The 18,500-nt window shown below is 70.4% G+C and carries 18 protein-coding genes and 1 pseudogene; 8 read left to right on the top strand and 11 right to left on the bottom strand.

Annotation, left to right across the window (positions count from 1 at the left end):
- The first annotated feature begins 69 nt into the window (after positions 1–69).
- Complete coding sequence (locus D7V77_RS03325) at positions 70–1,779, top strand: GTPase (protein WP_120574848.1); 1,710 nt, start codon at positions 70–72, stop codon at positions 1,777–1,779.
- Between the two features lie 174 nt (positions 1,780–1,953).
- Here D7V77_RS03325 and D7V77_RS45490 read toward each other — a convergent pair.
- Positions 1,954–2,217, bottom strand: a pseudogene (locus tag D7V77_RS45490) (M23 family metallopeptidase); the annotation flags it as partial.
- Positions 2,218–2,786: 569 nt separating this feature from the next.
- Between D7V77_RS45490 and D7V77_RS03315 the strand changes: the two are divergent.
- The 7 genes from D7V77_RS03315 to D7V77_RS03280 all read left to right on the top strand — a co-directional run bounded on the left by D7V77_RS03315 (position 2,787) and on the right by D7V77_RS03280 (position 9,391).
- Positions 2,787–3,425, top strand: coding sequence for a TetR/AcrR family transcriptional regulator (locus D7V77_RS03315; protein ID WP_120574809.1), 639 nt, complete (start codon positions 2,787–2,789; stop codon positions 3,423–3,425).
- A 20-nt stretch (positions 3,426–3,445) separates the two neighbouring features.
- Positions 3,446–4,345, top strand: coding sequence for a sterol desaturase family protein (locus tag D7V77_RS03310; RefSeq protein WP_120574808.1), 900 nt, complete (start codon positions 3,446–3,448; stop codon positions 4,343–4,345).
- A gap of 181 nt (positions 4,346–4,526) precedes the next feature.
- Positions 4,527–6,116 carry a glucose-6-phosphate isomerase gene (locus tag D7V77_RS03305; RefSeq protein WP_120574807.1) on the top strand — a complete coding sequence of 530 codons (1,590 nt, stop codon included), beginning with the start codon at positions 4,527–4,529 and terminating at the stop codon, positions 6,114–6,116.
- 61 nt (positions 6,117–6,177) lie between these two features.
- Positions 6,178–6,399: a hypothetical protein gene (locus tag D7V77_RS03300; RefSeq protein WP_120574806.1), complete on the top strand. Its 222-nt coding sequence runs from the start codon at positions 6,178–6,180 to the stop codon at positions 6,397–6,399.
- 1,013 nt (positions 6,400–7,412) lie between these two features.
- Complete coding sequence (locus D7V77_RS03290) at positions 7,413–7,994, top strand: SAM-dependent methyltransferase (protein WP_120574805.1); 582 nt, start codon at positions 7,413–7,415, stop codon at positions 7,992–7,994.
- Positions 7,995–8,050: 56 nt separating this feature from the next.
- Positions 8,051–8,821, top strand: a complete 771-nt coding sequence (locus D7V77_RS03285; RefSeq protein WP_120574804.1) for an SDR family NAD(P)-dependent oxidoreductase — start codon at positions 8,051–8,053, stop codon at positions 8,819–8,821.
- A 42-nt stretch (positions 8,822–8,863) separates the two neighbouring features.
- Positions 8,864–9,391, top strand: coding sequence for a hypothetical protein (locus D7V77_RS03280; RefSeq protein ID WP_169820748.1), 528 nt, complete (start codon positions 8,864–8,866; stop codon positions 9,389–9,391).
- Here D7V77_RS03280 and D7V77_RS03275 read toward each other — a convergent pair.
- From D7V77_RS03275 to atpG, 10 genes are all read right to left on the bottom strand, one after another.
- The gene (locus tag D7V77_RS03275) at positions 9,381–10,430 is read right to left on the bottom strand and encodes a cytochrome d ubiquinol oxidase subunit II (protein ID WP_120574803.1); all 1,050 of its coding nucleotides are present in this window, start codon (positions 10,428–10,430) and stop codon (positions 9,381–9,383) included. The genes D7V77_RS03280 and D7V77_RS03275 overlap by 11 nt on opposite strands.
- A complete protein-coding gene (locus D7V77_RS03270; RefSeq protein ID WP_233596662.1) occupies positions 10,420–11,760 on the bottom strand; it encodes a cytochrome ubiquinol oxidase subunit I in 1,341 nt (446 codons plus the stop codon). The genes D7V77_RS03275 and D7V77_RS03270 overlap by 11 nt, the downstream gene beginning before the upstream one ends.
- A 36-nt stretch (positions 11,761–11,796) precedes the next feature.
- Complete coding sequence (locus D7V77_RS03265; RefSeq protein ID WP_120574801.1) at positions 11,797–12,294, bottom strand: hypothetical protein; 498 nt, start codon at positions 12,292–12,294, stop codon at positions 11,797–11,799.
- Entirely contained in the window at positions 12,291–12,695 is a 405-nt protein-coding gene (locus D7V77_RS03260; RefSeq protein ID WP_120574800.1) for a phage holin family protein, read from the bottom strand. Before D7V77_RS03260 ends, D7V77_RS03265 begins: the two co-directional genes overlap by 4 nt.
- A gap of 211 nt (positions 12,696–12,906) precedes the next feature.
- The gene (locus tag D7V77_RS03255; RefSeq protein WP_120574799.1) at positions 12,907–13,938 is read right to left on the bottom strand and encodes an ADP-ribosylglycohydrolase family protein; all 1,032 of its coding nucleotides are present in this window, start codon (positions 13,936–13,938) and stop codon (positions 12,907–12,909) included.
- 415 nt (positions 13,939–14,353) lie between these two features.
- Entirely contained in the window at positions 14,354–14,623 is a 270-nt protein-coding gene (locus D7V77_RS03250) for a hypothetical protein (RefSeq protein ID WP_120574798.1), read from the bottom strand.
- Between the two features lie 138 nt (positions 14,624–14,761).
- Positions 14,762–15,166, bottom strand: coding sequence for a F0F1 ATP synthase subunit epsilon (locus tag D7V77_RS03245; protein ID WP_120560927.1), 405 nt, complete (start codon positions 15,164–15,166; stop codon positions 14,762–14,764).
- Between the two features lie 29 nt (positions 15,167–15,195).
- Positions 15,196–15,753 carry a hypothetical protein gene (locus tag D7V77_RS03240; protein ID WP_120574797.1) on the bottom strand — a complete coding sequence of 186 codons (558 nt, stop codon included), beginning with the start codon at positions 15,751–15,753 and terminating at the stop codon, positions 15,196–15,198.
- A 7-nt stretch (positions 15,754–15,760) separates the two neighbouring features.
- Positions 15,761–17,206 carry a F0F1 ATP synthase subunit beta gene (atpD, locus tag D7V77_RS03235; RefSeq protein WP_120574796.1) on the bottom strand — a complete coding sequence of 482 codons (1,446 nt, stop codon included), beginning with the start codon at positions 17,204–17,206 and terminating at the stop codon, positions 15,761–15,763.
- A 309-nt stretch (positions 17,207–17,515) separates the two neighbouring features.
- A complete protein-coding gene (gene atpG / locus D7V77_RS03230) occupies positions 17,516–18,412 on the bottom strand; it encodes an ATP synthase F1 subunit gamma (RefSeq protein ID WP_120574795.1) in 897 nt (298 codons plus the stop codon).
- Between the last annotated feature and the right edge of the window lie 88 nt (positions 18,413–18,500).

Here is an 18,500-nt window from a genome sequence, read left to right as displayed (position 1 = left end):
CACGCTGGCGCACCGTCACCGCTCATCCTGGTAGCCAGCACGCGCGCGCCACGCCACGCTGGCCCTTCCGTGGACGACACCCGCCTTCCCGACCCCGAAGCCCTCCGCCCGCTGCTCACCGACGCCCTGTCGCTTCCCGCGCTCCAGCCACATGGCCCACGCCTGGAGCGGCTGCTGGAGGACTACGCGCGAGGCGTGGCCCGGAAGGACGCACCGCTCGTCGTGGCGCTCGTGGGCGCCACCGGCGCGGGCAAGTCCACCCTGCTCAACGCCCTCTCCGGCCAGTCCCTGTCCCGTGAAGGTGTGGACCGCCCCACCAGCACCGTCTCCACCCTCTTCGCGCCGGAGGGCACGCCCACGGACGAGCTGGCCCGCACCGGCGCGCGCGTCGTGCGCTACACGCCCGGCCCGCAGGGGCTGTGGAGCGGGCAGGTGTTCATCGACACGCCGGACCTCAACAGCGTGGCCACGGCGCACCGCGATGTCGCGCGCGCCGCGCTGGACAAGGCGGACGTGGCGCTCGTCGTCATGCACCGGGGCAGCGTCGCGGAGGCCACCCAGGTGGAGTTCCTCACCGAGTTCGCCCGCCGCCGCGCGCTCGTCTTCATCCTCAACTTCGCGGACGAGCTCTCCGCCGAATCCCGCGACGCGCTGAAGTCCCAGGTCCGCCGCGTGGCCACGCAGCACTACGGCCTGGCCGCGGAGGACGTCCCCGTCTTCGCCATCAGCGCGCGCGCCGCGAAGGACGGTCAGGACGTCTCCGGGGAGTTCGGCCCGCTCCTCTTCCACCTGCGGGGGCTGGCCACCCAGGCCGTCGCCGCGCGCGTGCGCCACACCAACGCCCTGGGCGCGCTGGAGGAGTTCGCCTCCACCGTCCAGACGGCGCTCAACGACACGGACGCACTGCTCGCGAAGACACGCACCGCGCTGGACGCGGGGCTCGCGCGCGCGGCGGAGTCGCTCCAGACGGACTTCGACGCACGACTGTCCCTGGCCCACGGACACCTGGCGTCGGAGGTGCGCCGTCAGGCCGCGGGACGCTTCTGGGGCCCCGCCGCGTGGGGGCTGCGGCTGTCATTGTGGGGGGCGTCCGGCATGGGCGTGGGTGCGCTCGTCGCGCGCCGCAGCCTGCCCGCGGGGCTCGCGGTGGCGGCGGCCTCCACGGTGGTGGACGCGGTGAGGGACCGCACCCGCGCCCGCGCCGCGGAGGTGGCCGTGGTGGAGCCCTTCGAGGACGACTTCCTCGCGGAGTCCGCCGCGCGCACCGCCCTGGCGGAGGCGCGCAGCGTGGCGCGCACGCAGGGGCTGGAGGCGGAGCGCCTGGGCGTGCCGGACGTGGAGGTGATGCTGGCGGAGCTGCGCGTGGCCCGCGCGGGCGCATGGCGCTACACGGCCTCCACCGCCGTCGCGGAGGCCGTGGCCCGCTGGTGGCGCACGGCCCGGTGGCTGGTGTTGCCGCTCATCAACCTGCCCCTGCTGGCGCTGCTGGGGCACGTGGGGTACCGCGTGGTGCGCGGATACGTCGAAGGCCCCCTGTTGCCGTTGGAGTACTTCCTCAACGCGGGGGCCTTCTTCGGGTTGCTCGCGGGCGCCGGAGCGCTGCTCGCGTCAGCGAGTCTCGTCGGAGCCGCTCGCCATGCGGGGAGAGCGGGCCGGGGGCGTTTTGTCGAGGCCCTCGCCGCCCTGGGCAGGAGGCTGGGAGAGGCCGTCGATGATGGCCTTGGCACCGGGCGGCAGGCCGCGCGACGCATCCTGGAGCGGATTCGCGCTGTCGGGTGACATGGACATGACGGCCTGGCCGGGCAGGTGGACACCGCCGTTGGAGGCCATCATCGGCTGCGCGGAGTCCTTGCACAGCGGCGCCGACACCAGCGTCTCACGCACCGGATCGCCAAAGCCCGCGATGCGCGCGGGCACGGAGGGGTTGTTCCACCCGGCGCCCTGCTCCTTGGCGACCTTGAAGTGCAGGTGCGCGCCGCACGCCCAGCCCGTCGCGCCGGAGAAGCCGATGAGCTGGCCCTCCTTCACGCGCTCACCGACCTTCACCACCACGGCGCTGAAGTGCAGGTACTGCGTCTCCAGCCCGTCGCCGTGCGAGATGACGACGTAGTTGGCCAGCGGCGCGAACTGCTCGCCGCACCCGCCCTGCTTGCTGTCACCCCGCGCCATGCGCACGACGCCGTCGTGCGACGCCACGATGGGAGTGCCTTCCGGCATGCGGAAGTCCCACGCGAACGTGTCGTTGTGCTGGTGACTGCCAGTCTCATGGCCCTGGCTCACCGTATAGATGCGACCACACGCGAAGGGCACGCCTACCTCAGGCATGTTCGCGGCCGCCTTGGCGGCGGGAGGGAGGGCAGGAGCCGAAGCGAGGAGGGAGCCGACGAGAAGAGCGGTAATGGTCATATCGGGGCGGGCGGACAACCGGCACAAGGGCTTGCGCTATTTCCTCGGGATTTTCGCTCAGTCCCGAACGGATCACTAGCAGCCGAGCCGCGCCCCGCTCCGTCCCAAGGGGGCGACCCTTGACCACACTCCAGAGGGGAAATGTCTCGAAAGCACAGGAGCGCCTGTCTCCCTGCCTGCTCAGTTGGCAGGCGTTGTGCCTCTCAACCCGTGACGCTCCAATCCCTGACATCTGTCCAGATGTAAAGACAGACGCTCGCCTGCTCGAACGCCCCACGGGCAGGCTTTGGAAGGCCCCTGTCCCGCGATCACCCGTCGGCTCGCGGACAGCCCCAACAAAGTGACTGGTCACTTTTTAAGTGAACGGTTATCCTCCCGGTATGCCCCCGAAGTCCGCCCCCAGGAAGGTCGAGGCGCCGGTGCGCCGCACGCAGGCGGAGCGCCGCGAGTCGACGCGCCGCAAGCTGCTGGACGCCACCATCGAGGCGCTGGTGGAGCAGGGCTATGCGCGGCTGACGACGGTGGAGGTGGCGAAGCGGGCGGGGGTGTCGCAGGGGGCGCTCTTCACGCACTTCGAAACGAAGGAGGAGCTGCTCGCGGTGGCGGTGGAGCACCTCTTCCCCCGCCTCATCCAGGACTTCCTCGCGGGCGTGGGAGCGCGTCCGTCCGGAAAGGACCGGGTGGGGGCGGCGGTGGACATGCTGTGGACCGCCTACCAGCGACCGGAGTTGCAGGCCGCCATCGAGCTGTACGTCGCGGCGCGCACCAGCCCGGAGCTGCAGAAGGCGCTGGCGGTGGTGGACGGTCCGCACCGCCAGAACATGCACCGCGTGGCGCGCGAGCTGTTCCCGGACGTGGCCGCCACGCATCCGGACTTCGACGGTGTGGTGGAGCTGGCGCTGGACGCGGTGCAGGGCGCGGCGGTGGGTGGGGCCGCCCGTCCTTCGGATCCAGCGCACCGCCGCATGTTGGACACGCTGGCGCGCTTCATGCGCGTCGCGTTCGCACCCAAGGATTGATTCGCAGGAGGTCAGCAGCCATGGACATGACGCACATCCCCGACCTCATCACCCCGGCCATCCCGGTGTTCGTCATCACCGTCATCGCCGAGGCCCTCTGGGTGCGCAAGCTGCGGCAGGAGCGCGGCGAGAGCATCAAGGGCCACACGTGGAAGGACACGTTCGCCAGTCTCTCCATGGGCCTGGGCAACGTGGCGGTGAGCGTGTTCTGGAAGGGCGTGGCGTTCGCGGGCTACGCGGCGCTCTACCACCTGACGCCGCTGCGCATGGGCCACGGGCTGGTGGCGTGGGTGCTGCTCTTCTTCCTGGAAGACCTCTGCTACTACGCCTTCCACCGCGTCCACCACGAGAGCCGCCTCTTCTGGGCGTCGCACGTGGTGCACCACTCCAGCCAGCACTACAACCTGTCCACGGCGCTGCGGCAGACGTGGACGCCGATGACGGGCTGGGTGTTCTGGGTACCGCTGGCGCTGCTGGGCTTCTCCCCGGAGATGATCGTCACGCAGCAGGCCGTGAGCCTGCTGTACCAGTACTGGATCCACACGGAGGCCATCGACCGGCTGCCGCGCCCCGTGGAGTGGCTGTTCAACACGCCGTCGCACCACCGCGCGCACCACGCCTCCAACGCGGCCTACATCGACGTGAACTACGCGGGCATCCTCATCATCTGGGACCGCCTCTTCGGCACGTTCGTCCCGGAGACCGAGCGCCCCATCTACGGGCTGACGAAGAACCTCACCACGCACAACCCGGTGCGCATCGCGTTCAACGAGTTCGCCGCCATCGCGAGGGACGCGGCCCGCCCGGGACCGTTGAGCCAGCGGCTGGGCTACATCTTCCGCAACCCGGCCTGGAAGCCCAAGGGGGCGCTGCCGCCGTCGGAGTCCCCGCCCGTGGAAGCCGCGCCCTCGGCACCGTAGGGCCCGCGCCCTTCCGGGTAGAGGACAGCTTGGGGGGTGGAAGCGACGTCCAGGCGACGTCCAGGCAACGGGGACCGCGACATCGTTGCGTCCGCGCCGTGCGGGCCTTGCTACGGTGCGCCGCGACGGTTCTGGCGGGCGCCGCGCATGAGGTCGGCGCCCCTTGCAAGGGAGTCGGGTCATGACGGAGCGCGAGTTGTGGGAGCGGTACCAGCGGCACCTGTGCGTCGTCCCCTCCGTGGGGCTCACGCTGGACATCTCCCGCATGAACTTCGGCGCGGACTTCCTGGACGGGATGCGCTCGCGCATGGACGCGGCGTTCCAGGCCATGGACGCGCTGGAGAAGGGCGCCGTCGCCAATCCGGATGAGAAGCGCCGCGTGGGCCACTACTGGCTGCGCGCCCCGGAGCTGGCGCCGGAGGCGGAGCTGAAGACGGCCATCACGGACATGCAGGCCCAGGTGGCCGCGTTCGCGAAGGACGTGCACGCGGGCAAGGTGAAGCCCGTGAAGGCGGCGAAGTTCACGCAGGTGCTGATTGTCGGCATCGGCGGTTCGGCGCTGGGTCCGCAGCTGGTGGCGGACGCGCTGGGCAGCGGCCGGGACGCCATGCAGGTGCACTTCCTGGACAACACGGACCCGGACGGGATGGACCGGGTGCTCAACAACCTGGGCGAGCGGCTGGCGGAGACGCTCACCGTGGTCATCAGCAAGTCCGGCGGCACCAAGGAGACGCGCAACGGCATGCTGGAGGCAGAGGCCGCCTACAAGCAGCGCGGCCTGGACTTCGGCGCGCACGCGGTGGCGGTGACGGGCGACGGCAGCGAGTTGGATACCTACGCCAAGGGCCACAAGTGGCTGCGCACCTTCCCCATGTGGGACTGGGTTGGCGGGCGCACGTCGGTGATGTCGGCGGTGGGGCTCCTGCCAGCCTGGTTGCAGGGGCTGGACGTGGACGGCTTCCTCGCGGGCGCGAAGGACATGGACGCGGCGACGCGCGGGCATGACGCGGCGGCGAACCCGGCGGCGCTGCTCGCGCTGATGTGGTTCCACGCGGGTGGCGGCAAGGGCCAGAAGGACATGGTCATCCTGCCGTACAAGGACCGGCTGATGCTGATGTCCAAGTACCTCCAGCAGCTGGTGATGGAGTCCCTGGGCAAGGAGCTGTCGCTGGACGGCAAGGTCGTGAACCAGGGCATCGCCGTCTACGGCAACAAGGGCTCCACGGACCAACACGCCTACGTGCAGCAGCTGCGCGAGGGCGTGAACAACTTCTTCGTCACCTTCGTGGAGGTGCTGAAGGACCGGGACGGCAAGTCCCTGGCGGTGGAGGGTGAGAACACCAGCGGCGACTACCTGCTGGGGTTCCTGCTGGGCACGCGCCGGGCGCTGTTCGAGAAGGGCCGCGAGTCGATGACGCTCACCGTGCCGGACGTGAGCGCGCGCACCGTGGGAGCGCTGATTGCGTTGTACGAGCGCGCGGTGGGCCTCTACGCGAGCCTCGTGAACATCAATGCCTATCACCAGCCGGGCGTGGAGGCGGGCAAGAAGGCCGCGGGGCGCGTGCTGGAGCTGCAGGGCAAGCTGCTCTCGAAGCTGAAGGCGGCGAAGGCGGAGGCGCGGTCCGCGGATCAGCTGGCGCAGGACATCGGCGCGGCGGATGAGGTGGAGACGGTGTTCAAGCTGCTGCAGCACCTGTCCGCGAACGGCGACCACGGCGTGAAGCGCACGGGCGGCGCGCGTCCGGCGGAGGCACGCTTCCAGGCTGGATGACAAATCATTGCCCGGCGGGGCAATGCCTGACGGTTCCAGGCCACGGCTAGCCTGGACCGTCATGGGCCGAGCACACGCGGTGGGGCTGTGGCTGTGCGTCCTGGGCGGGCTGGCGGCATGCCCGGAGGTGCACCGCCCGGGCGGCAAGCTGGACCGGGCGGCGCACAAGGACGCGTTGGAGCAGATACCGGACTCGAGCTGCACCTCGCGCGACTACCAGCGCCTCTGTCCCCGTGACACCGAGCCGAGCGAAGAGTGCATCGAGCTGTGTGGTGGACCATGACGCGGCCCTGGCACGTGTCCATGAGCCTGGTGGCCTGCCTCGTCCTCCTGGCCCCCGCACTCTTCGTCCTCCAGCAGGTGCGGGAAGCGAGTGCGACACCCATGCAGGAACCGGAGGGCCTGGTCCCCATGCTGACCTACGACGAGCGGATGCGGCGGGTGACCTACCACTACACCTGCTTGAAGCAGACCGACTGTGAGGCCCCTCTCGTCTGTTACCGCGACGTCCGCTTCCGGCGCTATTGCACGGACAGCGCCTGCACGACCGACAGCCAGTGCCCCGAAGGGCAACGATGCACGAGCCTGCCGGTCTCCAGTGCGGGCGAAGTCCTGGTCAGGCTCTGCGCGCTCGTGGGCATTCGCCAGGAGGGAGAGCCCTGCTTGGAGACCGCTTTCGATGCGACCTCCGCATGCAGGGCGGAGTTCGAGTGCGTGGGGAGGGATGGCTACTGTGCTCGTGCCTGCACCCCCGGCCAACCCGGGACGTGTTCGGAGGGATTCTTCTGCGCGGACGTGAAGCCGAAGCCCTCGTGTCTCCCCACCTGTGAGAAGCGCGGCTGCCCTCAGGGGGAACGCTGTGTCCCGTTCGAGGAGGGCACCTCCATCTGCGCATCCATCCATGGTCCGAACTGCCTGGACACCCCCTGTCCCGATGGCCGCAAATGCCGAGTGTTCTCGAGCTCGGAGTTCCCGGGCAAGGTCTGGGCGGAGTGCATCCATCGCTGCTCCGCCACGAATCCGACGTGCGGCGAAGGCCAGGTCTGCGATGGCTTTCACTGCCTCCAGGCCTGTGACCCGAATGGCCCCAATCCCTGCGCCGACGGCTTTCACTGCGACCGGCGGGGCAAGGAACTCCCGTGGTCCTGTCAGCCAGACTACTGGCACGGCGGCTGATCACCTCCCGACGCTCGGACTGCCCCAGGGTCGACACCTTCATGGCCCCGGGCGCACGGGATGTGGAGGGCTTGAGTGGGTCCCATCGTGAGGATTCGACATCCTCCAGGACCCCTCTCGATGAAATCTTCACCCGCCTTCCTGCTCGCCCCTCCCCTCCCGACACAAGAAGCCGAAGACCCGTGGCCCTTCGCCGCGCACGGCTGCGTGCGCAGCCGCGATGACGTCACCCTGGCATCGCTTCCCCGCGCGCACTACCGCTCCGCCCTGGAGATTGGCGGCGCCATCGGCCTGCTCACGGAGAAGCTCCAGGCGCGCTGTGACGCCCTGCTCTCCCTGGAGACCTCCGACTCCGCCCAGGCCCGCGCCATCCACCGCTGCCGCCACCTGTCGCACGTGCGCTTCCAGCGGATGAACGTGCCGGAGCGCTACCCCGAGCAGACCTTCGACCTCACCCTCGTATCCGGGCGCGGCGCCTACTGGAGCCTCCCGGAGCTGGCCCTCGCGCAGCAGCGCATCCTGGAGCACCTGGAGCCCGGCGGGCACCTGGTCCTCGTGCACTGGACCGGCCAGACGCGCGACATGCGCTGCAGCGGCCACGAGGTCCACGACTCCTTCCGCCGGCTCCCCCCCAGGCGCCTGCGCCATCTGCGCGGCGAGATGGAGGGCACCTGGCGCCTGGACATCTTCGAACGGCTTTGAACGCCCCGGTGAATCCCGTCCCCCACCCGGCCCTGCCCGGCGGTAGAAGGGACGGTATGGAACTGGGAATCACGGGAAAGACGGCGCTCGTCACCGGTAGCAGCCGGGGCATCGGGCGGGCCATCGCCATGGTGCTGTCGCGCGAAGGCGCCAGGGTGTGCGTGTGCGCGCGCAATCCGGAGCCGCTGGAGGTCCTCGCGAAGGAGCTGCGCTCCGAGGGCGCCCAGGTGGCGACGGTGGTCACGGACGTGGCCACGCAGGAGGGCGCGTACCTGGCGGTGGACTCCGCGGTGCGCGCCTTCGGTTCAATGGACATCCTGGTGAACAACGTGGGCGGCAGCGGCGGCGCGGGCGCCTTCGACGCGGCCAGCACCCAGCAGTGGAACGACGTCATCCAGCGCAACCTGATGTCCGCCGTGTGGTGCAGCCAGCGCGCGGTGCCGCTGATGCGACAGTGCGGCGGCGGCAGCATCGTGCACATCAGCTCCATCTTCGGCCGCGAGTACGCCACCAGCGCGCCCTACAGCGCTGCCAAGGCGGGCCTCATCGCGCTCACCAAGGAGATGGCCGTGGACCTGGCGTCCCACCGCGTCCGCGTCAACGCCGTGGCCCCGGGCTCCATCTTCTTCCCCGGCGGCAGCTGGGACCGGCGCAATCAGCACGACCCGGAGGCGGTGGCCAAGATGGTGCGCGAGCAGATTCCCTGGGGCCGCTTCGGCACGCCCGAGGAGGTGGCGGACGTGGTCGCCTTCCTCTGCTCGGAGCGGGCGAAGTGGGTGACGGGCTCCACCGTCCCCGTGGACGGAGGCCAGGGCCGTGCCTACTGAGCCCGGTTGCGGTATGGAGTCCGCGCGAATGAGGCCAACGCATTGCTGAAGCTCTACATGAAGGACGGCGACACCCTCCGCTACTGGGAAGCCTGGGAGCACGAGGGTGTCGTCACGGTGCACTGGGGCACCGTCGGTGATGGAGGCGAGCAGAAGACCGTTCCCGTCCCCCCGGACGAGGACCCCGACATGGTCATCGCCCAAGAGGCCGAATCCCTGGTGGACGCCGGCTACGACGAGCCCGAACCGGACGCCATGGCCGTGCTGCTCGTCGAGTACGCCGTGCAGGGCAAGGGCACCGGCCACGACTTCGAGCAGCGCAGCGCCGTGGAGGAGCTGCTCACGGACGCGCTCGGCTGGACGGGCAACGGCGAGGTGGAGGGCGGCGAGACGGAGGAGGGCGTCATGCGCGTGCACTGCCGCGTGATGGACGCCGACAGCGCCGCGCGCACCGTGGTGGAGGCCCTGGACTCGGAGGACCTGCTCGAAGGGGCCCGCGTGCTGGTGGCGCGAGGCGACGAGAAGCCCCGCGTCGTGCACCCGCCGCTGTTCCCCGTGCTCAAGTCGTAGGCACCTCCGGAGCCTGGGGAGCCTGGGGAGCCTGGGGCTCCTGGCCCCGGGGACCGAAGACTCGGAACAGCAGCACCAGCGACGGCACCACCGTCACCAGGCCCACTCCGAGCGCCACCAGGAGCAGCCGCTGCACCACCGGCTGCGCCGCGGCGCTCTGGAGCGTCAGATTCGGGTAGACGAGGTAAGGCGCCTGCGACACCGCCCACCCCAGCACGATGAGCCCGCCCTGCGTGGCCGCCGCCACCCGCGCGGCCCGGAAGCGCCGCGTCCACAGGAGCGCGAACGCCGTCACCGCCGCCATCGCGGTCCCCACATGCAGTGCCAGTGCGAACGGCGTCTGTAGCAGGCCCGTCCACACCCGGGGCGCGCCCTCGCGCGACAGCAGCAGGGCGGCCAGGGCCAGCGGGAACAGGAGCCCTCCCGTCACCAGCGCCCGGCGCCGGAAGTCCTCCGCCAGCTCCGGCGTCCGCGCTTCATGCGTGAGGTACACGGCCGCCAGGAACGCGAACAGGCCCAGCGTCAGCACGCCCACGGACAGCGCGAAGGGCGACAGCCACGACGCGAAGAAGCCACTCACCACCGCGTGCCCCTGCATGCGGATGGCGTCGCTGGCCACCGCGCCCACGCACATGCCCAACAGCAGCGGCGCCACCACGCTCGCGACGCTGAACACCACGCCCCAGCGGCGCTCCACCGCGTCCCCGCGCGTGTCGTAGGCGCGGAAGGTGAACGCCGTGCCCCGGAACACGATGCCCAGCACCAGCAGCGTCAGGGGCACGTGCAGCGCCACGCTCAGCGCCGCGAAGGCGCGCGGGAAGCCGCTGAAGAGCAGCACCAGCCCCACGATGAGCCAGACGTGGTTCACCTCCCACACCGGGCCAATGGCGCGGGCGATGAGCGCGCGCTGCTCCGCCTTGCGAGGCCCTCGGGCCAGCAGGTCCCACACCCCGCCGCCGAAGTCCGCCCCGCCCAGGAGCGCGTACAGCACGAGCGTACCCGCCACCGCGAACCCCAGCACCGTCGTCTCAATGGGCATGGGCCACCTCGCCATCCGCGGCCGCGCCGGGTCCCTTCGGCAGCGTGCCCGCCACCTGCCGCCAGAGCACGAAGAGCACCGTCACCCCGAGGAACAGGTACACCGCCGTGAAGGTGAAGAACGGCGCGGCCAGGTGCGGCACCGGCGTCACCGCCTCGCCCGTGCGCATCACGTCCCGGACGATCCAGGGCTGCCGGCCCCACTCCGTGACGAGCCACCCCGCCTCCAGCGCCACCAGCCCCAGCGGCCCCGACCAGAGCCAGGCGCGCATCATGCCCTTGCCGTGCGGCCACTCGCGGCCCCGCCACCTGCGCCACAGCGTGGCCAGCGCGAGCAGCGCCATCAGGCTGCCCGTACCCACCATCACCTGGAAGGCCATGTGCACCTTGGCCACCGGCGGCCAGACGTCGCGGGGGAACTCGTTCAGGCCCTTCACCTCCGCGTTGGGATCCGCGAACGCCAGGATGGAGAGCCCCTTCGGCAGGTCGATGGCGCCCGCTACGGTGCCCGTCTCCACGTCCGGCCATCCCCCCACCTTCAGGGGCGCGCCCGACTCCGTGTGGAAGTGCGCCTCCATCGCGGCCAGCTTCACGGGCTGCTCGCGCGCCATGTGCTTCGCGGACAGGTCCCCCACCAGCGGCTGCGCGAGCGCGGTGATGCACGCAAGCGGCAGCGCGATGGACAGCGCCTTCTTGTGGAACGCGGCGCCCGGATGCCTCAGCAGGATGAAGGCGTGGATGCCCGCCATCGCGAACGCGCTGGCCTGATAGCAGGACAGCAGCACGTGCGCCGTCTGGTACTGCCAGCCGGGGCTGAACATGGCCACCAGCGGCTGCACGTCCGTGGGCCCCGACGGCGTGGGCGTGAAGCCGGACGGGTTGTTCATGAACGTGTTCACCAGCGTGACGAAGAACGCGCTCGCCGCGCCGCTCACCGCCACCATCACGCCGCTGAAGAGGTGCAGGCCCGGCGACACACGCTCGCGGCCGTACAGGTAGATGCCCAGGAAGATGGCCTCGGTGAAGAAGGCCACGCCCTCCAGGCTGAAGGGCAGGCCAATCACTTCCCCGTAGCGGCCCATGAACTCCGGCCACAGCAGGCCCAGCTCGAACGAGAGCACCGTCCCGCTCACCGCGCCCACCGCGAACAGGATGGCGGTGCCCTTGGCCAGCTTCTCGCTGAGCTTCCGGTAGTCCGCGTCCCCCGTGCGCCGGTGCTTCAGGTCGCTCAACACCATCAACACCGGCAACGCCACGCCGGCCGCCGCGAACACGATGTGGAACGCGAGCGAGAGCCCCATCTGCGCGCGCGCATAGAGCAGGTCCGTCATGGACATCAGTCTGCTTTATGCGCGCATTTTGCGCATTCAGGATTTCTTATCTTTGTCCGCAGGCACCTTGGCGATGGCCCGCGAGGGCACCAGGGTCTGGATGGAGTTGCGGGCCACGGCGGTGGCGAGCGAGGTGGCGAAGATCATCACCACCTTGCGGCCCAGCTCCGCGCCCAGCGGCTTGTCCTCGATGCTGGTGGCCACGCGGTCCGGGTGGGCCCAGGCGCGCTCCAGGGCCTTGCGGCGCATGCGGCGCACGCGCTCGTCGTGGTGGCGGGCGCGGTAGATGGCGAGGCCCACGCCCAGGCCCACCGCCACCAGGGCGGCCGCGCCCACGGTGATGAGCAGGTCCTTGTTCTGGTTGACGTGGTAGCGCACGTCCGTGGCGCGGGTGCGCCGGCGGTCCAGCTCCTCCAGGGTGAGCAGCAGCTCGTCGCGGATGCGGTCCGCGGTCTGCTCCACCTGCTCGCGGTCGCCCATGCGCCTGGTGATGGCATGGTCGACGTGCGCTTCGGTCTCGGGTGCCTGGCTCATTGCAGCGTCTCCCGGGTCATTTGAAGGTCCGTCTTCAAGCGCTCCTGGGTGTGGACCAGCGGCTTCTTGGGAATCCGCTTCGTGCCCAGGAACAGGAGGAGGCCGGCCACGGCCAGCAGCACCGCGCCCACGATGAGCACGCCCACGGCGGCCCCCAGGGGCAGCGCCAGGCCCAGCGCGACGAAGAGCACGGCCAGCGACGTGAGGGCCAGCACGGCTCCGGCGCCCAGGAAGATGCCCGCCAGCTTGGCCGCCTGCAGCTCCTGCTTCAGCTCCTTCTTGGCGTGCATCACCTCCGCCTTCACCAACAGGCGGGTCTCCGACAGCGCGTGCCGGATGAGTTCGGGGGTGGAGAGCGTCTCCAGCTGGCTGCGCTCCAGGCGTTCTGATTCGAGGTCCACGACCGTGCCTCCGACAGGATGACTTCCAGGGCACCACCGCCGAACGCCTGCCTGGCGTCCCGGCTGCCCCGGTCTGTCCCTCAAGGTGGTCAGGAAGGGTGTGTGGGAGAAGTCCCGCCGCACACCCCATTCACGTCCGGCTGCCTGCCTGGTGCCCCCACCCTCCCGGGCGGGCCGGGCGGGGCCGACAGGGTCGGCCGGGGCCAGGCGACTAGCGGCGGCTCTTCTGATGCGCGATGGCCGTGGCCAGCGTCTCGCGCACCTGGCGGGCCCGGAACAGGCGGTCCGCGGTGTCCAGCAGGTTCTCCGCGTACAGCACCTGCTTGCGCAGGCGGGCCGGGATGGCGCGGGTGCCCAGGTGCGCGCCCAGCAGGGCGCCGGTGAGGGCCGCGGCCACGTCCGCTTCGCCGCCACAGCGCAGCGTGAGGACCACGGCCTCCCGGAAGTCGTGCGGCACCTTCAGCGTCGCGTACAGCGACGTGAGCAGCACCGGCACCACGTGACACGGCAGGCCGTCCACGCCCTTCAGCTCGCTGGGGGGCACGCCCACCTTGCGCAGCTGGTTGAGCGCGCGCTGGGTGTCCCAGGTGAGCAGGCGCGGCAGGTGGCGGATCTCCTCCGCCAGGTTCTTGTCGTGCACGGCGGCGGACAGCGCCAGGGCCTCGCAGAAGGCCGCGGGCGTGAGGGCCTCCTGCTCCATGCCCAGCGCCACGGCCTGCGCGAACGCGGCGGCGGCGGCGGCGCAGACCGGGTCCTTGTGCGTGATGACGGTGAGCACGCCCGCGTCGTGCGGCAGACGCGCGCGCTGACCGCTTTCGAAGAGGCCCACCACCAGCGCGCGGCTGAGCACCGACGGGCACCGGGTGCCCAGGGGCGCGCCCGCGCTCATCCACGGCGTGCCGCTCGCAAGGCGCTGCAGCGATTCCGACAGGCTGCGCGGCGGCTGGAGGATGATGCCCTCCTGCCACAGCCACGCCAGGTGCAGCGCCGCGCTGCGGCCGTCCACCTTGCCCTCGCGGATGACGCTCTCCGCGGCCGCGAGCAAGAGCTGCGTGTCGTCGCTGAACTGGCCCTTGGCGAACTTGCCGCGCGGCCGGGGCGCGAAGTCCTCCGCCAGGCCGGGCAGCCGCGCCAGGCTCGCCGGGGGGATGCCCCTCAGCGGAAAGCCGAGCGCATCCCCGATGGCGAGCCCCAGGAATGCCGCATGAAAACGGTCCTGGCGGTCTGCGGGAGTCAGCGGCATCGGAGGAGCAGAGATTACCCGAGCCTCAGCCAAGGACGAGCACCGAGATGAACGCTGCGATGGTGCGCGACGCGATGGCGGATCGATCATGGGGCCTTGACGTGCACGGAGTGGCTGCGGTGGAGCGCTGGACAAGAAAGGTCCCGCTGGATTGCACCACGCGCGTCGCCACTGTCCGCCTCCTCCGCCGCAACCACGGCGCAACCGGGGGCGCGGTAGCTATCGCATCCCGCTGCGTTTCAGCAAGCAGGCGGGCCTGTTGAAACGCGCGAGCACGCGTGCATGTCCAACTTCGAATGCTGCGCATGGACCGAAAGGGACGCACGGGTGGCCTCGTGCGCGTGCGCTGCCCACGGGCTCAGGTGTTCACCTTGACGCGCACGACTTCACTTCGTCCACGCGATGCACGCGCGGATCACGCGTCGTCACGGCCCAGGTTCACCACCGCCATCAGCCGCGCCACCACGGCCTCCGCGCCCTGGTGCAGCCGTGAGCCGTCCCACAGCGCGGGGGACGTGTGGCCGCCGCGCTCGCGCCAGTCCTTCTCCACCTCTTCGTAGGTGAGGTTGCGGAAGCGCACGCGGTCCTCCAGCGCGTGGTCCGTGACGAAGCGGCGCGCGGTGGCGGACGGCGGATCCGCGATGCGGTGGAACAGTTCCAGGACGGGCGACTCGGGCGTGCTCATGACTTGAGCCGCATCATGCTTCGTCCAAGCCCCGGAACGCGAAAAGGGTGGAGCGCCGGTCCCCACGTCCGCGGGGATTCGGAGCACCACCCTTCCGGTACCGCACGCGCGCCCGGGAAGGGGCGCGCGGGTGAATCCCTAGCGGGACTCGGAGGCGCTGATGCGCGCGGCCTCGCGGCGCACCGCGGCCTGCTCCAGCGCGTAGCGCGCGTCCGCGGCGTTCAGGTCCTTGAGGCGCGCCTGGGCCTCTTCCATGCGGCGGCGGGCACCCGCGACGTCGATGCCGTTGACGTGCTCGGCGGCGTCCGCCAGCACCAGCACCTTGTCGTTGCTCACCTCCACGAAGCCGCCGGCCACGAAGTAGCGGTCCTGCTTCCCCGCCTCGATGAGGGTGAGCGTGCCCGGCTCCACCAGCGACAGGAACGGCGTGTGGCCGGGACGCACGCCGAACAGGCCCTCTCCGCCCGGCACGATGGCCTCGTCGGCCTGCACGGACAGGATGCGCTTCTCGGGGGTGACGATCTCGACAGTCAGCTTGGCCATGAAGGTCCTCGTGCTACCGCACTACCGCATCAGAAAGTCAGCCGCTGGGTCTTCACGCCCACCGGCTCGAACTCCACCACCCCGGCGTCCGTCAGGCGCGGGCCCCTGCCCGGGATGCCCAGCGTGCCCTCCAGCCACTTGAGGTGGTGGGCCAGCTGCCGCACTTCCGACAGCTGCTTCGTCGTCATCAGCTCCGTCAGCCGCCGCTCCTGGAGCTTCTGCCCCGTGCGGTCGAACTGGGCGGCCACCATCACCCGCGCCCACGCCAGGCTCTGGCCCTTCGCCTTCTTCTTGCCCTTGCTGGGGACCGGCTTGCCCTTCTCCACCAGCGGGTACACCACCCAGACCTTCTCCCCGTCGTTGGACGCGAAGTAGAGGTCATCCACCGTCCCCACGCACACGTCCGCCGACCAGTGGGGCCCGCTCTCCTTGAGCACCTCCAGCCGGCACTTCCCCACGCCCACGTCCACCGAGCGGACGCTGTAGAGGCCATTCGCGCTCACCCGTGCCCGGCTGCCGCGCTCCTCCGCCAGGGCGGAAGGCGCGGCACCACAGACGAGCAGGGCGAGCGCGACGGTCAGGCGCATGGGAGTCTTACGCCGCCGCCAGCTTGCGGGCCTTCTCCTGAGCCTCTTCGATGGCGCCCACCATGTAGAAGGCGGACTCCGGGAGCTCGTCGTGCTTGCCTTCCGCGATCTCCTTGAAGCTGCGGATGGTGTCCTTCAGCGCCACGTAGCGGCCGTCCAGGCCCGTGAAGACCTTGGCCACGAAGAACGGCTGGGACAGGAAGCGCTGGATCTTGCGGGCGCGCGCCACGGACAGCTTGTCCTCTTCGGAGAGTTCGTCCATGCCGAGGATGGCGATGATGTCCTGGAGCTCCTTGTAACGCTGCAGGATGCCCTGGATGCGGCGGGCCACGGCGTAGTGCTCGGCGCCCAGCACGTCCGCGGACAGGATGCGGCTGGTGGAGTCCAGCGGGTCCACGGCGGGGAAGATGGCGAGCTCCGCGATGGAGCGGTTGAGCACCGTGGTCGCGTCCAGGTGGGCGAACGCGGTGGCGGGCGCGGGGTCCGTCAGGTCGTCCGCGGGCACGTAGATGGCCTGCACGGAGGTGATGGAGCCCTTGGTGGTGGAGGTGATGCGCTCCTGCAGGCCGCCCATCTCCGTGGCGAGCGTGGGCTGGTAACCCACCGCGCTGGGGATGCGGCCCAGGAGGGCGGACACTTCCGAGCCGGCCTGGGTGAAGCGGAAGATGTTGTCCACGAAGAGGAGCACGTCACGGCCCTCCACGTCGCGGAAGTACTCCGCCATGGTCAGCGCGGAGAGGGCCACGCGGGCGCGGGCGCCGGGCGGCTCGTTCATCTGGCCGTACACGAGGACCGCCTGGCTCTTCTCCAGGTTGTCGGTCTGGATGACCTTGGTCTCCTGCATCTCGTGGTACAGGTCGTTGCCTTCGCGGGTGCGCTCACCGACGCCGGCGAACACGGAGAAGCCGCCGCGCTCCACGGCCACGTTGCGGATGAGCTCCTGCAGGAGCACCGTCTTGCCCACGCCGGCGCCGCCGAACAGGCCGATCTTGCCGCCACGGGTGTAGGGGGCGAGCAGGTCGATGACCTTGATGCCGGTCTCGAACATCTGCACGCGCACGTCCTGCTCCGTGAACGGAGGGGGCGCGCGGTGGATGGGCCAGTACTCGGTGGCGTTCACCGGGCCCATTTCGTCCACCGGGTCGCCGGTGACGTTCATGATGCGGCCCAGGGTGGCCTTGCCCACCGGCACCTGGATGGGGGCGCCCGTGCTGCGCACCGGCATGCCACGGCCCAGGCCCTCGGTGGAGTCCATGGCGATGCAGCGCACGGTGTTCTCGCCCAGGTGCTGCGCCACCTCGATGGTGAGGTTGTCCTTCTCCGCGCCCAGGTTGGGGTTGGTCAGCTTGAGGGCGGCGTACACCTCAGGGAGCCCGCCGGGCGGGAACTCCACGTCGACCACGGGGCCGAGAACCTGCGTGATCTTGCCAGTCGTCGGGACTTGAGCGCTCATGGGACTCCTCTGCCTTGTCTCGTGTGGCGAGCGGCCGGGGCGCCGCCGCCCGTCAGGAAATCGAACCCCGAAGAGGGGTGTGGGCGGGCCCCCTTTACCGGGGGGTGCCCGGCAGGGTCAAGCCTCCCGGGTCCGCGCACGTAAGTCCCGCTTAGCGGAGCGGTGTCCCGTACGCCAGTCCCTTGAGGTGCCCTTCTGTGACGCCTGCCCGGTGGGGGGGCCAGGAACGACGAAGGGCCCGTGCCTCCGGCGCTCGTGGAAGCGCGAAGCAACGGGCCCTTCTGGAGAGGCGGCCGGACGGGAGGCGGACTACTTGAGGGCCTCGGCGCCGGAGACGATCTCCATGAGTTCCTTGGTGATGACCGCCTGGCGGGTGCGGTTGTAGATCAGGGTGTAGCTGGAGATCATGTCCGTGGCGTTGTTGGTGGCGTTCTCCATGGCGCTCATGCGCGCGCCCTGCTCGCTGGCCACGCTCTCCAGCAGCGCCCGGTACAGCTTGATGTTCACCGCCTGGGGCACCAGCCGGTCCAGCACGGCCTGGCGGGACGGCTCGTACTTGAAGTCCACCAGGGCCGGGGCGGAGGTCACGCTCTCCGGGGTGGGCGTGGCGGCGGCCTTCGCCGTGGCGGGCTGCAGCGGCAGCAGCTGCGACACGACCACGTTCTGGGTGATGGCGGAGACGAACTCGTTGTAGACGACGTAGACCGCGTCGACCTCGTCGTTGAGGAAGGCGGCGGCCAGCTCTTCCGCGACGTTGGCGGCGGAGCGGTAGTTCAGCGTCGCGTACAGGCCGGCGAAGTCCTTGCGGATGGACTGGCCGCGGTTGCGGAAGAAGTCGTTGCCCTTGCGGCCCACCGTGGAGACGCGCACCTGGAGGTCGCTGTTCTCGTACAGGTAGCGGTTGGCGCGGCGGATGACGTTGGAGTTGAAGCCGCCGGCGAGGCCGCGGTCGGACGTGAGGAGCAGGAGCTCCACGCGGCGGATGGGGCGGGAGGCGAGCAGCGGGTGCGCCAGCTCCTGGTCGGCGGAGCGCACGGCCAGCTCGGAGATGATCTGCTCCAGCGTCTGCGCGTACGGGCGGGCGGCGAGGATGGCGTCCTGCGCCTTCCGGAGCTTCGCGGCGGAGACCATCTTCATGGCCTTGGTGATCTGCCGCGTGTTCTTCACCGTGCGGATGCGCTTGCGGATGTCGCGAAGGGACGCCATGGACCGGAAACTCCTCGTAAGACGTGCGGCGCGCGCCCCGTGACAGCCCGGGCTGGCCATGAGGGACGGCGGGCCCCCTATATAGGCG

The organism is Corallococcus sp. CA041A (genome assembly GCF_003612075.1).
Lineage (GTDB): Bacteria > Myxococcota > Myxococcia > Myxococcales > Myxococcaceae > Corallococcus > Corallococcus exiguus.
This window is presented reverse-complemented; position numbering and strand designations above follow the sequence as displayed.